The sequence below is a fragment of the Mycobacterium sp. genome (assembly GCF_049673265.1).
Taxonomy (GTDB): domain Bacteria; phylum Actinomycetota; class Actinomycetes; order Mycobacteriales; family Mycobacteriaceae; genus Mycobacterium.
The window spans coordinates 1-14,557 of the sequence record NZ_JBATXN010000533.1 but is presented as its reverse complement, the minus strand read 5'-3'; the positions used below and the strand labels follow the sequence as shown (position 1 = coordinate 14,557).

Here is a 14,557-nt window from a genome sequence, read left to right as displayed (position 1 = left end):
CTGCTGCACCTCCGCCCGCCGATCCGCTCGCCGCGCCGCCCGGCGCCGGCCCCAACGCGCCAGCCCCGCCGGCTACCGACCCCAATGCGCCCCAACCAGGGCGCATCGACAACCCGGTCGGCGGTTTCAGCTACGCCATTCCGGCCGGCTGGGTGGAATCCGACGCCACCCATCTCGACTACGGCTCGGCGCTGCTGAGCAAGGAGACCGGGCCGCCGCCTGCCCCGAACCAGCCGCCGCCGGTTGCCAACGACACCCGCGTCGTGCTCGGCAAGTTGGACCAGAAGCTTTACGCCAGCGCCGAACCCGACAACACGAAGGCTGCGACCCGTCTGGCCTCGGACATGGGCGAGTTCTTCATGCCGTATCCCGGCACCCGCATCAACCAGGAGACCACTCCGCTCAACGCCAACGGTGTGACAGGGGGCGCGTCGTACTACGAGGTCAAATTCAGCGATGCTTCCAAGCCCAACGGCCAGATCTGGGCGGGCGTGATCAGCCCGTCGGGACCGAATGCACCGCAGGGCTCGGCGAACCAGCGCTGGTTCGTGGTGTGGCTGGGCACCGGTAACGATCCGGTCGACAGGCCTGGGGCGACGACGCTGGCCACATCGATCCGCCCGCTGGGAGCGCCCGCCCCGGCAGCTCCAGCCCCCGCACCGGCCCCGGGAGCTCCGGCACCCGCCCCGGGAGCTCCTCCGCCCGCCCCGGCAGCTCCACCTCCGGCGCCCGGCCCGGGAGCTCCTCCGCCCGCCCCGGCAGCTCCACCTCCGGCACCTGCTCCGGGAGCTCCGGCACCTGCTCCCGGAGCTCCGGGAGCGCCACCGGCACCGGCGCCACCGCCGCCGCCACCTGGACAGCCCGCCGGTGGTAACGGCCCGGCACCGGCTCCGAGCCCGGTATCGACCTGACAGCGCGGTAGGTCCGGATGGACGTGATGGCAGCTACCGAAATCCTCGCCCGTTCAACAACATTGACCAGCGTCGGCGTCATTGGTTACATCATCATCGGCGGGCTGGCCGGCTGGATTGGCAGCAAGATCGTCAAAGGCAGGGCTTCCGGCATTTTGATGGACATCGTGATCGGCGTCGTCGGGGCGTTGATCGGCGGCTATCTGCTGAGCTTCGCCTTCCAAACCGAAACTTGGGGCTGGGTCCTCACGTTCTTCACCGCCCTGCTCGGCTCGGTGATCCTGCTCTGGCTGCTGGGGCTGGTCCGCAGGTCCTGATTGCGCTAAACCGTTGCAGCCGTGCCGATTAGCGGCATGCTGTAGTGATGACCCAAGCAACGATGAGTGCCTGGCGGGTGCGTCGACCCGGTCCGATGAACACCGACCCGCTAGAACATGTCAGCGCGCAGGTGCCCCGCCCCGAGCCGGACGAGTTGCTGGTCGCTGTGCGCGCCTGCGGGGTGTGCCGCACAGACCTGCACGTCACCGAGGGCGACCTTCCGGTGCATCGGCGAAACGTGACGCCCGGACACGAAGTGGTCGGGGAGGTCATCGAAGTGGGCTCCGAGGTGGGCGCTGAGGCCGGCGACCAGTTCGGTGTCGGTGACCGGGTCGGGATTGCCTGGCTGCGACACACCTGCGGAGTCTGTAAGTACTGTCAGCGCGGCGACGAGAACCTGTGCCCGAATTCCCACTACACGGGTTGGGACGCCGACGGCGGCTATGCCGAATTCGCCACGGTTCCTGCGGCTTTCGCCCATCATTTGCCGAGCGGCTACAGCGACAGCGAGCTTGCGCCGCTGCTGTGCGCCGGCATTATCGGCTACCGGTCGCTGCTGCGCACCGCGTTACCGCCCGGCGGCCGGCTCGGCCTGTACGGGTTCGGTGGCAGCGCCCATATCACCGCGCAGGTCGCGTTGGCCCAGGGCGCCGAGGTGCACGTGATGACCCGCGGGGCCGAGGCCCAAGCGCTGGCGCTCGAGTTGGGCGCCGCGTCGGCCCAAGGCGCCGCCGACCCGCCACCGGCGGGGCTGGATGCCGCGATCCTGTTTGCCCCGGTGGGGGATCTTGTGCTGCCCGCGCTCGAGGCGCTCGACCGCGGCGGCACCTTGGCGATCGCCGGAATCCACCTGAGCGACATTCCGGCACTCAACTACCAGCGCCACCTGTTTCAAGAGCGCCAGCTGCGCTCGGTAACGTCGAACACCCGTGCCGACGCACGGGCGTTCCTCGACTTCGCCGCCGAACATCACATCAAGGTGACCACGCCGGAATACCCACTGGCTCAAGCTGATCGAGCGCTCACCGACTTAAGCGCCGGGCGTATCGCCGGCGCCGCCGTGCTGCTGGTTTAGGACCGATCAGCTAGACAGGTGCCACACCAGGGCTGCGGCCAGCGCGCCCAACCCATTGACCGACCAATGCAGCGCGATCGGCGCGATCAGGCTGCCGCTGCGCCTGCGCAGCCAGCTGAAGACGAACCCGGCCGCCGCTGTCGCGATCACCGCCAACGTCACGCCGGCCAGCATGCCCGCGGCACCGCCACCAAGCAGCCGAGTGAAGCCGACGTTGCTGCTTGTCAGCCCCAACGACGTCGCGATGTGCCAGAGGCCGAACAGCAGTGAACCCGCTACCGCGACACCACGAAACCCCCACGCCCGGTTCAACGCACCGTGCAGCACACCGCGGAAAGCCAACTCCTCGGGGATCACGGTTTGCAACGGAATGATGAGCATCGAGGCAATCAGGGCGCCCGAGATCGTCGCGTACCGGTTGTTCATGAACATCGGCCGGGTCTGCGGCAGCAGCACCCCGACCGCGATCACAGTCACCACGAGCGCCGTCGCAGCCAGCGCGTACACGGCGCCGGATTTCCAGTCGTCACGACCCAAGCCCAGCTCTGCCCAGCCCAGACCGTTGAACCGTAGCAACGCGACCAGGCCGACCGCGGCGACCGGGACCGTCGCGACGCCCGCCGCCGGCGTGGTGAAGTGTGCGATCAGGTTCGCCAGCACCAGCACGACCACGACCAGCGCGACGTCGACGTAGATGCGGAACTGGTGTAGCGCCGAGAGCTGCGACAACAGCGGGTGCGGCGCCGCGGCGCTCTGCTGACCAGTCATCTCACCAGGTTACTTGCTCGCCTGCCAGGACCATCCGCTGATCTGCGGGTCGTCCTCGCCGTGCTCGCGGGTGTAGCGCCGCGCGGCCAACCGGGCATCGACCATCCGCTGGCGAAGTACAGCGGCTTGGTTGGCCAGCCCGTCCACCCGGTCGATGACGTCCATGACCAGGTGGAAGCGGTCCAGGTCGTTGAGCATGACCATGTCGAACGGCGTCGTCGTGGTCCCGCGCTCCTTGAACCCGCGCACGTGCATGTGGTGGTGGTTGGCACGCCGATAGGTCAGCCGGTGGATCAGCCACGGATAACCGTGATAGGCGAAGATGACCGGCTTGTCGACGGTGAACAGGGCGTCAAACTCGTTGTCCGGCAAGCCATGCGGATGCTCGGAGTCCGGCAGCAGGCGCATCAGGTCGACGACGTTGACCACCCGCACCGACAGGTCGGGCAGTTCGCGCTGCAAGATGTCGGCGGCGGCCAACGTCTCCTGTGTCGGGATGTCGCCGGCGCAGGCCAACACCACCTCAGGTTCGGCCGTTGCGGTGCTGGCCCACTGCCAGATGCCCAGGCCACGGGTGCAGTGGTCGATAGCCGAGTCCATGTCGAGATAGGCCAGCGCCGGCTGCTTTCCGGCGACGATGACGTTGACGTAGTCGCGGCTGCGCAGGCAGTGGTCGGCCACCGACAGCAGCGTGTTGCCGTCCGGCGGCAGATACACCCGCGTGATCTCGGCACGCTTGTTGGCGACGAGGTCGATGAACCCGGGGTCCTGATGCGAGGCGCCGTTGTGGTCTTGACGCCAAACGTGGCTACTCAGCAGGTAATTCAGCGATGCGATCGGCTGCCGCCAGGGCAGTTCGCGGCTGGTGGCCAACCACTTCGCATGCTGGTTGAGCATCGAGTCGACGATGTGCACGAACGCCTCGTAGCAGTTGAACAGGCCATGCCGCCCGGTCAGCAGATACCCCTCCAGCCAGCCTTGGCAAAGGTGCTCGGAGAGCACCTCCATCACCCGGCCGGTCGGTGAGAGGTGGTCATCGTCGGGCATCGTTTCCGACAGCCACACCTTGCCGGTCGACTCGAAGACCGCGTCCAGACGGTTCGACGCGGTCTCGTCAGGACCCATCAGCCGGAACCGGTCGCCGTTGCGCGCGATCACGTCCCGCAGGAAGGTGCCCAGCACCCGGGTGGCCTCGTGGGTCTTCGTCGCCGGCTGGGACACCTCGACCGCATAGTCGCGAAAGTCGGGCAAGTCCAGGTCGTGTAGCAGCAGGCCGCCGTTGGCGTGCGGGTTGGCGCTCATCCGACGATCGCCGCGGGGCGCGAGTGCCCGCAGCTCGCCGCGCAGTCTGCCCGCCTCATCGAACAACTCCTCGGGCTCATAGCTGCGCAGCCACTCCTGCAGCTGTGCGCGGTGGGTGGGGTTATCCCGGGTCTCGGCGAGGGGGACCTGATGTGCTCGCCAGGTGCCCTCGACCTGCTTGCCGTCCACCACTTGCGGTCCGGTCCAGCCCTTCGGGGTGCGCAACACGATCATCGGCCACACCGGCCGTTCGGTTTTGCCATCGCTGCGCGCATTCCGCTGAATCGCGGCGATGTCGTCGAAAGCGTCGTCGAGCGCCGCGGCGAGTTGCTGGTGCACGTCGGCGGGGTCGTCACCGGCGACGGTGATGGGCCGGTAGCCGTAGCCGCGCAGCAACGACTCCAGCTCCTCGGGCGGGATGCGAGACAGCACAGTCGGGTTGGCGATCTTGTAGCCGTTGAGATGAAGGATGGGCAGCACCGCACCGTCGCTGACCGGGTTGAGGAACTTGTTGGAGTGCCAGCTGGCGGCCAGTGGCCCGGTTTCGGCCTCGCCGTCGCCGACGACGCAGGCGACCACAAGGTCGGGGTTGTCGAACGCCGCGCCGTAGGCGTGCACCAGCGCGTATCCGAGCTCGCCGCCCTCGTGGATGGAGCCCGGCGTCTGAGCTGCTACGTGGCTGGGGATGCCACCGGGAAATGAGAACTGCCGGAACAGCTTTCGCAGCCCATCAGTGTCTTCTTCGATGCCGGTATACACCTCGCTGTAGGTGCCTTCCAGGTAGGCATTGGCCACCAGCCCGGGGCCGCCGTGGCCAGGCCCGGTGATGAAGATGACGTTGGCGTCGCGGTCGCGGATGACGCGGTTCAGGTGTGTGTACACCAGGTTGAGCCCAGGGGTGGTGCCCCAATGTCCCAGCAGCCGCGGTTTGACGTGCTCGGGGGCCAGCGGTTCGTGCAACAGTGGGTTGTCCAACAGATAGATCTGGCCGACCGACAGATAGTTGGCCGCGCGCCAATAGGCGTGAATGCCGGCAAGTTCGTCATCGGAAAGCTTCGCGGACGTGACGGTTTGTGAGCTCATCCGCTCGATTGTCCGCAAGCCCGGTGAATAGCGCACCAAGCCGAGGTAGGGCAGGGCTAGCGGGCGAATTGCTCGACAAGGACCACTTGCAGTTCTCCGACAAGGAAGCCGAGTACGGCACCGACCGTGATCATCAGCATTTCGTCATCTTTGAAGACGGGTCGGAGGATTGCTTCGTACTGAGTGGGGCTGAGCTTGTTCATCTTCTCGGCGATCAGGTTCTCCACGTCGAGCGTCTTGGCGGTGTAGTCCTTGGCTTCCTCGAACGTGTCCGGCAGACGCTCGAGGAGCATCTGCACGACGGCGTCTTTCGCCTGGCGGTAGCGCTTGGTGCCGATCGCGAGCGTGATCAGTGGTTGCGCCCTTCCGACCTGCGCGTCGAGTGCAGCTGAGACTTCCTTCTCGATGGCTGCGAACAGCCGTTCGGAGGCGGGGCCTTGCAGGATCGCTTCCAGAAGCACATCGACCGAAAAGAGGTCGTTTGCCAAGATGCGGGCGTAGTCGCGGGTCACGTTTTCTCGCTGCGCGTGCAGCACGCCCTGTACGGGGATGAAGCCGAACAGCTTCTTCGGCTCGCGGGGGATGAAGATCAGGTTCAGCGCCAGCCAGTCGCTGGCGAAACCGGTGACGAAGCCGAATCCGGGCATGATCCACGGGTTGTGGAACAGGCCCCAGGCAACCATCTGTATCAGGCCGATCGCGAAGCCGAAGTAAATGCCGCTGCGGCGAATGAACTTCATCGCGGCGCCGCCCATGCCCTTCATCAACGCGTTGAGCTGGGCCTTGTTTTTCACCAGGATCGTGACGGCGAGGTATTGCAGGTCGAGAAAGCGCGACAAGTCTGCCTTCATTTCCGTCAGCAACTTGTCGATAACGTCCGGCGCGGCGGTCTGCACGCGCGACAGCACGGCGTTTCGGCCGGCCGCCGGGATCGAGTCCCACAGTCCGGGGCGCACCTGCTCGGCCAAGTCGCGAGCTATCGCGTCGGCGGTTCGGGTGAGCGGTTCGCGCAGCTCTTCCACAGCCTGCTTGGCGTCGATCCTGTCCAGGATCTCCTCGGGCCGCAGCAGCTTGTCGGTGAGCATCTGGATGGTCAGGGCTGCGGTTTTGCCCGCGCGGCGCGGAACCACACCCTGCCAACCGATCGGCCCGATACCCACAAACTCGATCGGCCGGTAAAGCATCTGCAATGCAACAAGTTTCGTGGTGTAGCCGACGAACGCGGCCACTAATGGCATCGACAGATAAATGAACCAGTTCAGCTTGACATCGGCCGTGATATCGCCCCAGGTCTGCGCCCAGGCGACGACGGAGATCGTCACTCCAGTTCCTGAAGCCCGCCCGCGGCCGCCCATAATTCGAGACCAAGGCCGGACAGGCGCAGCGTGTATTTCTCGATGCGCGCCGGGATCGGGCCACGACTGGCGTTCTTGATGGCGCGCAGCACGGCGGGGTCGGCGCCGAGGACCTCGTACTCCTCTTTCATCGCGGGGTCCTCGGGATTCGATTCGACCAGCCCGAGCGACAGCAAATGGCTGACGTACATCGGGGTCAGGTGAGGCAGTGCGAGGTTGGCGGTCCTGCCGATCAACGACATGTTTTCCAGCACCACTTCGCCTGCTAGTCCGGCTCGTGTGCGCGCATAGACGTTCAGCAGCGGGGACGCACCGCCGTCGGAGAGCGCGCTGATGATCCGCGCCTCGTCGGGCACTATCTGGTCGAGGATCTTGTGGAACAGCTCTTGGCGGCTTGTGGCCGTGTCTTGCTCGACGGCCCGGTCGAGCAAGTCGTGCATTTTGGTGTCCAGGCTTTCGATGTGCCCGTCGGGGCTTTGCTCGATCTCGACGTCCGCGCGATCTGGTATCGCCACCGTGGCGGATGCGTTGAGCCCCGACCGGATGAATCCAAAGACCTGGCGCTCGCCCCAACTTGCGGCTTTGATGTAGGCGCGCACCGTTTGCTCGGCGAGGTCGACCAGGCCGGCGGGATCGAACAGGGACGCCATGGGCTGAACGGTAGCGAACCGCTCCCGTGCTTATCGGCGGATTGAGCGCGCATCGGGCGGCAAAACCCGGGCACTACGCTGGCGTGGTGCCCAAGACGGTCGAGCTGCTGGCGTCACTGCGGGTGCTTGACTTGTCCGGCGACGACGGTGATGCAATCACCCGATTGCTCGCAGATTTGGGCGCCGACGTGTTGAAGGTGGAACCGCCGGGCGGCATCCCGGCGCGCACCCGGCCACCGACGTTGGGCGGCGCCAGCCTGCGCTTCGCCCTGCACAACGCCAACAAGCGCAGCGCGGTGCTAGATCCGTGCGACGCAGACGACCGAACCCGGTTGGTCGAGCTTGCCGGCAGCGCCGACATCGTCGTCGACAGCGGCAACCCCGGTCAGGCCGCAGCGTACGGAACCTCGTGCGCCGACTTGGCCGATCGCTATCAGCAGCTGGTGGCATTGTCGATCACCGACTTCGGAGAATGCGGACCGCGATCGCCATGGCGGGCAACCGATCCGGTGCTCTACGCGCTCTCGGGCGCCCTGGCACGGTCGGGCCCCGCCACCGGACGGCCCGTTCTACCGCCGGACGGTATCGCGTCGGCCACCGCCGCTGTGCAAGCGGCCTGGGCTGCGCTGGCCGCGTACTACCACAGATTGCGTTGTGGCACAGGAGGTTACATCGACTTTGCTCGGTTCGACGCAGTCGTGATGGCGCTTGACCCTGCGTTCGGTGCGCACGGGCAGGCCGCTGCGGGTATTCGCCGACCTGATCGGTGGCGCGGACGTCCGAGAAACCAGGATGCCTATCCGATCTACCCGTGTAGGGACGGCTACGTACGGATCTGCGTGATGTCGCCGCGACAGTGGCACGGGCTGCGCCGCTGGTTGGGGGAGCCCGAGGAATTCCAGGATCCCCGCTACGACGTGATCGCTGCGCGGTTCGCCGCTTGGCCGCAGATCGGCGTGCTCGTCCAGCAGTTGTTCGCCGACCAGACCATGCAGGCGTTGGTATCGGCCGGGCAGGCGCACGGTGTGCCGATTGCCGCCGTGCTGTCCCCGGCGCAAATCTTGGCGTCCGATCACTTCCAGGCGGTGGATGCCATTGCCGACGTCGAACTCGTCCCAGGCATGCGCGTCGGCGTCCCGGCGGGTTATTTCGCCGTCGACGGCCAACACAGCGGCTTCCGCGACCCCGCGCCGTTCGCAGGGCAGCACGAAGCCCGTTGGCTTGCGGACCCGATAGCCGCCCCGGCACCGCGAAAGCTGAACCGCCCGTTTGAGTGGCTTCGCATCATCGACCTCGGCATCATCGTCGCAGGCGGCGAACTGAGCCGCCTCTACGGCGATTTGGGCGCCGAGATCATCAAAGTCGAAAGCACGGCGTATCCCGACGGATTGCGCCAAGCACGGGTTGGCGACTTGATGAGCGAGTCATTCGCCTGGACGCATCGCAACAATCTGGCGTTCGGCGTGGATCTGCGCAGCGCTGAAGGTAAACAGATCTTCAGCAGCATGGTCGCGCATGCCGACGCGGTCTTCGCCAATTTCAAGCCGGGAACCCTTGCTGCTCTTGGCTTTCCGTACGAGACGCTACATGCCTTGAATCCGCGGGTAGTGCTCGCGGAAAGCAGTGCGTTCGGCGACGCCGGACCCTGGAGCGACCGGATGGGATACGGGCCGCTGGTGCGAGCCACTGCGGGCGTCAGCAAGCTCTGGACGGACCAGGACGATCGCCCGGCCTTCGGCTCCCGGCACCGGTTCTACGACGCGACCACGGTCTTTCCCGATCATGTGGTCGGTCGGATCACGGCGATCGGCGCGCTGGCCGCGCTGATCCACCGTGACCGAACCGGTGAGGGAGCCCGCGTGCATGTCTCCCAAACCGAGGCCGTCGTCAACCAACTCGACGCCCGGTATGTCATCGACGCCGTCAGAGCGGCCGACCAGGGTGATTTGTGCGACGACACCAGCGTGCACGACGTGTACCCGTGCGCAGGCGATGACGAATGGTGCGTGATCTCGATCCGCACCGATGCCGATTGGGTTTCGGCGACAGCGGTTTTCGCGATGCCCGAGCTGGCCGGTGATGACCGGTTCGCGACCGGCGAGGCCAGAGTTGCCCACCGTCAGGAGTTGCTGGCACTAGTTTCTGCGTGGACCCGCAGCCGGACACCGTCCCAAGTCGCGGAGGCCTTGCAATCAGCAGGCGTACCGGCCGGACAGATGAATCGTCCGCCCGATATCCTCGACGACCCGCAGCTGCGGATGCGAAAGCTGTTCAGCGACATGGAGCATCCCCTGTTCGATCATCCACTTCCGGCCGAAACCGGACCGGCGCCGTTTCGGCACATCCCGCCGGCGCCACAACGCCCGGCGCCGCTGCCCGGTCAGGACACCCGCGAGATCTGCCGCAAAATCCTCGGAATGAGCAATGAAGAGACTGAGCGGCTGATCGACGACGGCGTGCTGTTCACCTCCGACAGCGCCTAGCATTTCTCCCGGCACACATCGCGGAAGGTCTTCGTCAATGCCCGTCAACCCCAGGACACCGGTGCTGGTCGGATATGGCCAGCTCAATCACCGTGAGGACCCGGACTCTCAGGAAAACACGGCCGAACCGGTAGACCTGATAGCAGAGGCCGCGCGGCAAGCCGCCGACCCTCGGGTGCTCAAGGCCGTCGACTGCATCTCCGTCGTGAACCTGCTCTCGGCACGCTATCGCGACGCCGGGTTGCTGCTCGGCCAGCGCATCGGCGCTGACGGTCCGGCCACCCATTACAGTGGCATCGGCGGCAACGTGCCGCAGTCGCTGGTCAACCGCGCCTGCCTGGACATCCAACACGGACGTGCGGACGTGGTGCTGGTGGCCGGCGCCGAAATGTGGCGCACCAGGATGCAGCTGCGCGCCAAGGGCAAACGACTGACCTGGACCGATCAGGACGAGTCGGTTCCGCTTGCCGAGGGCAGCGACGAAAACGTGCCGATGGCCGGACCGGCCGAGGACCGCATCGGGCTGGACCGCCCCGCCTACATCTACCCAATGTTCGAGCAGGCGCTCCGAATCAGCAGAGGCGAGTCGATCGAGGACCACCGCAGGCGCATCGGCGAGCTATGGGCGCAATTCAACGCCGTGGCAGTGCACAATCCACATGCCTGGATTCGCAAACCGGTTACTGCAGAAGAGATTTGGCGGGACGGTCCGGCGAACCGGATGATCAGCTGGCCGTACACCAAGTTGATGAACTCCAACAACATGGTCGACCAGGCCGCTGCGCTGATCCTGACGACGGTCGAGGCCGCGAGCCGGCTGAATATCCCCACCGAACGCTGGGTCTTCCCGTATGCCGGCACCGACGCGCACGACACCTACGCCATCAGCGAGCGGGTCGAACTGCACCGATCGCCCGCCATCCGGATTGGCGGTGCCCGCGCGCTGGAATTGGCCGGTGTGGGCATCGACGAGGTCGACTACGTCGACCTGTACTCCTGTTTTCCGTCCGCTGTGCAGGTCGCGGCGGCCGAACTCGGACTGCCGGTTGACGATCCGGATCGACCGCTGACCGTGACCGGAGGGCTGACCTTCGCCGGTGGTCCATGGAGCAACTATGTTTCGCACTCGATCGCGACGATGGCCGAGCTGCTGGCGGCTAACCCTGGGCGGCGCGGCTTGATCACCGCCAACGGCGGCTACCTCACCAAGCACAGCTTCGGCGTATACGGCACCGAACCACCGCCAGCCGAATTCCGTTGGGAAGACGTGCAATCCGCAGTCGATCAAGAGCCCACCCGGGATGCCGCTGTGGAATGGGAAGGCGTCGGCACCGTCGAAGCGTGGACGACACCGTTTGACCGGGACGGCCGGCCGGAAAAGGCGTTTCTCGCAGTTCGCACCCCCGACGATCGTCGCACCCTGGCTTTGCTGCCCGATCCGGCGTCAGCGGCGGCGACAGTGCATGACGACATCGCGGGCGCCAAAGTCACCATCCACGCCGACGGCAGCGCGATCTTGAAGTAACCCGCCTTCACCGCTGCGGTCGCCCGGATCGGGCATCGCGGTGTGGGTGAAATCGAACTGGCCAATTTGATGTTCGTTGACGATCCGGCGATGCTGCTGGTCGCTGCCGGGCGGGCCGCGACCGCGGTGCCGCGACCGATGCCCTCCGATGCATCGGCGACGAAGCTGAGCGAACGGATGGCAGCCAGCGCTCGCGCCTCTCGGGAACTGGCCTACGACACCACCATGCGGTTCACCCATGAACTGCGAATGACGTTGCGTGAGCTGGGATCCCGCTTAGTGGCGGCGGACGTCATCGACGTGGCCGGCGAGGTCTTCTACCTAACCTGCGCAGAAGCGGTCACGGTACCTGCCGATGCCCGGCTGCGGATCAAGCGCCGCCGCGCCGAGCGGGAACGGCTGCAGGGCGTGCGATTACCTGACGTTATCGGGATCAGCTGACCCGCCCAGAAGGTCGCGCAGGTACATGGCGTTGCGTACCGCGTGGCCATAGAGGTCGTTGTTGAAGTACAGCCAGACGTCTTTGCCTTCCCGTTCCCATTCGGCGATCCGCCCAGCCCAGTTGCGCAGCTCGTCGTCCGAATAGGAGCCGGTGTACATGGTGGCCGGATCAGGGCCGTGCATCCGCACATACACGAAGTCAGTGGTGGTACGGGCGATGCACGGCAGACCGGCACCGCTCATCACCACGTAGGCGGCGCGATGGCTCTCCAACACCGCATACACCGCCGGGTCGTTCCAGGACGGGTGGCGCAATTCCACCGCCACCCGGATGGACGCGGGCACGCTGGTGAGGAAGCCATCGAGACGGGCGTCGTCACGCTGTTGTTCGGGATGCAGCTGGACCAGCAGTACACCACGGCGATCGCCGAGCAATTGCCAACAGCGTTCGAACCTTTCGACCCATGGCTCGGGCGAGGCCAGCCGACGGTAGTGCGTCAACCCGCGATGCGCCTTAACCGTCATCGTGAAGCCGGTCGGGAGTTGCTCACGCCATCCGGCGAACGTGGAATCCTTGGGCCAGCGATAGAAACTCGCGTTGAGCTCGACGGTGTCGAACTCTTCGACGTAGCGGCTCAATCGGCGCGCTGATGCAAGGCCCTTGGGATAGAGCACGTTGGTCCAGTGGTCATAGGACCACCCGGAGGTGCCGATCCGCACGGTCACTGCCGGTCAACCAGCCGCACCTTGGCCATGGCGCACGCGTACCCGCCGCGTTGCAGCACGAACCGCGCCTTCTCACTTCGGCGGCAAGCCGCGCGCGTAGTCCACGCCGCGGCTGACCCAAGACTGCAGTTGCTTTTTGGTCTTCACGCCGTCGGAGTCGACCCGCAACCAGCCCCGGGCCTCGCGGCCCGCCATCACCATCGGGTTGACGTGGGCTCGTCTCAGCAGCTCGTCGGTGTCGTCCGGGGGCACCCGCACCAGCAGCCCGCCCTGGCCACTGGCCGCCACCGACATGTTGCCGTTGATCAGGAACGCCAGCCCGCCGAACATCCGCTTCTCTTCGACGCCACCCGTCGGGGCCACCAGTTCGCGAATCCGGTCGGCGAGTTCGGTGTCGTAGGCCATGCGATGACGGTAGCGCCGGACACCGACAAGCGCGGCCGCGTCAGTCCAAGTCAGTCCAAATCAACCCGGATGGTCAGCAATTCACTGCCGGCCAGCCGAACGAAAGCGCTGTTGATCCCGGGCAGGCTGCGCAGCCGCTCTTCGGCGTCGTCGTCGGGCAACAGGTGCGCAGTTCCGCTGCGCCACTGGCCGCGGATGCGCACTCGTACGGCGGGATTGGCTTTGATGTTGTGCACATAGTGCGAATGCTCGCCGTGTTCCGAGACCATCCAGAACTGGTTGCCGATCACTCGTCCGCCGATCGCGGTGCGCCGCGGCTGGCCCGACTTGCGACCGACGGTCTCCAACATGGTCAGTGGTAATCGCCTGCCCAACGGATTGGCCACCAGCCGTTGGGCGGTGTGGACGATGCGCCGTTTGAGCGGCTGCGAATCTGCCATGACCGCAGGCTAACCGACGTCACGCCGCGGCGGTCACCGCCTGCGATGCCGGTTCAAGCGCCCGGGCGACGATCTCGGCGACGTCGGTCATCGGCTGGACGTCCAACGCCTCGAGCACCTCGGCGGGCACATCGTCGAGATCCGGCTCATTGCGCTGCGGGATGAACACCGTCGTCAACCCGGCCCGCTGAGCCGCCAGCAGCTTCTGCTTCACGCCGCCGATCGGTAGCACCCGGCCGTTCAACGTCACCTCGCCGGTCATCCCGACGTCGGCGCGGACTTGCCGCCCGGTGGCCATCGACACCAGCGCGGTCACCATGGTGACACCCGCGGACGGACCGTCCTTGGGGACGGCGCCGGCCGGCACGTGCACGTGGATCCGCTTGTCCAGCGACGACGGGTCGACGCCCAATTCCGCGGCGTGCGAACGGACGTAGGACAGCGCGATCTGCGCGGATTCCTTCATCACGTCACCGAGTTGGCCGGTCAGCTGCAGACCGGGTTCACCGTCATTGGCACCGGCCTCGATGTAGAGCACATCGCCGCCCAGCCCGGTGACGGCTAAGCCCGTCGCCACGCCCGGGACCGCCGTGCGTTCGGCCGACTCGGGGGTGAACCGCGGACGGCCCAGATAACCCACCAGATCCGGCTCGTCAATCGTCACCGGTTCGGCGGCGTCGGCCATCTTCGTGGTGACCTTGCGCAGCGCCTTGGCCAGCAACCGTTCGAACTGGCGCATGCCCGGTTCGCGGGTGTAGTCGGCGGCGATCTTGCGCAGCGCCGCGTCGGTGACGGCGACCTCGTCGTCGGTCAGCCCGGCCCGGTCGCGCTGCCGCGGCAACAAGAAGTCGCGCGCGATGGCCACCTTGTCGTCTTCGGTGTAGCCGTCGATCTGCACCAGCTCCATTCGGTCCAGCAGCGCCGAGGGAATGTTCTCGATGACGTTGGCCGTCGCCAGGAACATCACATCGGACAGGTCCAGATCCAAATCCAGATAGTGGTCTCGGAACGTGTGGTTTTGCGCTGGGTCAAGTACCTCCAGCAGCGCCGCGCTGGGGTCGCCGCGGTAGTCCGA

The 14,557-nt window shown here is 66.2% G+C and carries 13 protein-coding genes and 1 pseudogene; 6 read left to right on the top strand and 8 right to left on the bottom strand.

Annotated features, from left to right (window positions below; genetic code table 11):
• The 3 genes from WBF82_RS18330 to WBF82_RS18320 form a co-directional block, all read left to right on the top strand.
• Positions 1-911, top strand: a 911-nt coding sequence (locus WBF82_RS18330; protein ID WP_424384382.1) for an APA family fibronectin-binding glycoprotein, incomplete at its 5' end; no start/stop codon positions are given.
• A gap of 17 nt (positions 912-928) precedes the next feature.
• Positions 929-1,228, top strand: coding sequence for a GlsB/YeaQ/YmgE family stress response membrane protein (locus WBF82_RS18325; RefSeq protein ID WP_424384381.1), 300 nt, complete (start codon positions 929-931; stop codon positions 1,226-1,228).
• Positions 1,229-1,275: 47 nt separating this feature from the next.
• Positions 1,276-2,304: a zinc-binding alcohol dehydrogenase family protein gene (locus WBF82_RS18320; protein ID WP_424384380.1), complete on the top strand. Its 1,029-nt coding sequence runs from the start codon at positions 1,276-1,278 to the stop codon at positions 2,302-2,304.
• 6 nt (positions 2,305-2,310) lie between these two features.
• Here the strand turns inward: WBF82_RS18320 and WBF82_RS18315 are convergent, their stop codons facing one another.
• From WBF82_RS18315 to WBF82_RS18300, 4 genes are read right to left on the bottom strand one after another with little or no spacing between them, the layout of a single operon-like run.
• The gene (locus WBF82_RS18315; RefSeq protein ID WP_424384379.1) at positions 2,311-3,072 is read right to left on the bottom strand and encodes a lysostaphin resistance A-like protein; all 762 of its coding nucleotides are present in this window, start codon (positions 3,070-3,072) and stop codon (positions 2,311-2,313) included.
• A gap of 9 nt (positions 3,073-3,081) precedes the next feature.
• Entirely contained in the window at positions 3,082-5,457 is a 2,376-nt protein-coding gene (locus WBF82_RS18310; protein WP_424384378.1) for a phosphoketolase family protein, read from the bottom strand.
• Positions 5,458-5,513: 56 nt separating this feature from the next.
• Positions 5,514-6,779, bottom strand: a complete 1,266-nt coding sequence (locus WBF82_RS18305; RefSeq protein WP_424384377.1) for a DUF445 domain-containing protein — start codon at positions 6,777-6,779, stop codon at positions 5,514-5,516.
• Positions 6,776-7,462 carry an Abi-alpha family protein gene (locus tag WBF82_RS18300; protein ID WP_424384376.1) on the bottom strand — a complete coding sequence of 229 codons (687 nt, stop codon included), beginning with the start codon at positions 7,460-7,462 and terminating at the stop codon, positions 6,776-6,778. The genes WBF82_RS18305 and WBF82_RS18300 overlap by 4 nt, the downstream gene beginning before the upstream one ends.
• 86 nt (positions 7,463-7,548) lie before the next feature.
• Between WBF82_RS18300 and WBF82_RS18295 the strand changes: the two genes are divergently transcribed.
• The 3 genes and pseudogenes from WBF82_RS18295 to WBF82_RS18285 all read left to right on the top strand — a co-directional run.
• Positions 7,549-9,945, top strand: a complete 2,397-nt coding sequence (locus tag WBF82_RS18295) for a CoA transferase (protein WP_424384375.1) — start codon at positions 7,549-7,551, stop codon at positions 9,943-9,945.
• Positions 9,946-9,982: 37 nt separating this feature from the next.
• Positions 9,983-11,470: an acetyl-CoA acetyltransferase gene (locus WBF82_RS18290; protein WP_424384374.1), complete on the top strand. Its 1,488-nt coding sequence runs from the start codon at positions 9,983-9,985 to the stop codon at positions 11,468-11,470.
• Positions 11,471-11,485: 15 nt separating this feature from the next.
• A pseudogene (locus WBF82_RS18285) lies at positions 11,486-11,911 on the top strand (hypothetical protein); the annotation flags it as partial.
• Here the strand turns inward: WBF82_RS18285 and WBF82_RS18280 are convergent.
• From WBF82_RS18280 to WBF82_RS18265, 4 genes are all read right to left on the bottom strand, one after another.
• Positions 11,885-12,637 carry a DUF72 domain-containing protein gene (locus tag WBF82_RS18280; protein ID WP_424384373.1) on the bottom strand — a complete coding sequence of 251 codons (753 nt, stop codon included), beginning with the start codon at positions 12,635-12,637 and terminating at the stop codon, positions 11,885-11,887. The pseudogene WBF82_RS18285 and the gene WBF82_RS18280 overlap by 27 nt on opposite strands.
• Positions 12,638-12,709: 72 nt before the next feature.
• Positions 12,710-13,042: a TfoX/Sxy family protein gene (locus WBF82_RS18275; RefSeq protein ID WP_424384372.1), complete on the bottom strand. Its 333-nt coding sequence runs from the start codon at positions 13,040-13,042 to the stop codon at positions 12,710-12,712.
• Between the two features lie 50 nt (positions 13,043-13,092).
• Entirely contained in the window at positions 13,093-13,482 is a 390-nt protein-coding gene (locus WBF82_RS18270; RefSeq protein WP_424384371.1) for a nitroreductase family deazaflavin-dependent oxidoreductase, read from the bottom strand.
• Between the two features lie 19 nt (positions 13,483-13,501).
• On the bottom strand, positions 13,502-14,557 hold a 1,056-nt coding region (locus WBF82_RS18265), incomplete at its 5' end, for a S16 family serine protease (RefSeq protein ID WP_424384370.1).

Bases quoted from the DNA above. Each gene is read 5' to 3' on its own strand.
- WBF82_RS18325 (WP_424384381.1), top strand. From the start codon at position 929: ATGGACGTGATGGCAGCTACCGAAATCCTCGCCCGTTCAACAACATTG.
- WBF82_RS18320 (WP_424384380.1), top strand. From the start codon at position 1,276: ATGACCCAAGCAACGATGAGTGCCTGGCGGGTGCGTCGACCCGGTCCG.
- WBF82_RS18315 (WP_424384379.1), bottom strand. From the start codon at position 3,072: ATGACTGGTCAGCAGAGCGCCGCGGCGCCGCACCCGCTGTTGTCGCAG.
- WBF82_RS18310 (WP_424384378.1), bottom strand. From the start codon at position 5,457: ATGAGCTCACAAACCGTCACGTCCGCGAAGCTTTCCGATGACGAACTT.
- WBF82_RS18300 (WP_424384376.1), bottom strand. From the start codon at position 7,462: ATGGCGTCCCTGTTCGATCCCGCCGGCCTGGTCGACCTCGCCGAGCAA.
- WBF82_RS18290 (WP_424384374.1), top strand. From the start codon at position 9,983: ATGCCCGTCAACCCCAGGACACCGGTGCTGGTCGGATATGGCCAGCTC.
- WBF82_RS18275 (WP_424384372.1), bottom strand. From the start codon at position 13,042: ATGGCCTACGACACCGAACTCGCCGACCGGATTCGCGAACTGGTGGCC.
- WBF82_RS18270 (WP_424384371.1), bottom strand. From the start codon at position 13,482: ATGGCAGATTCGCAGCCGCTCAAACGGCGCATCGTCCACACCGCCCAA.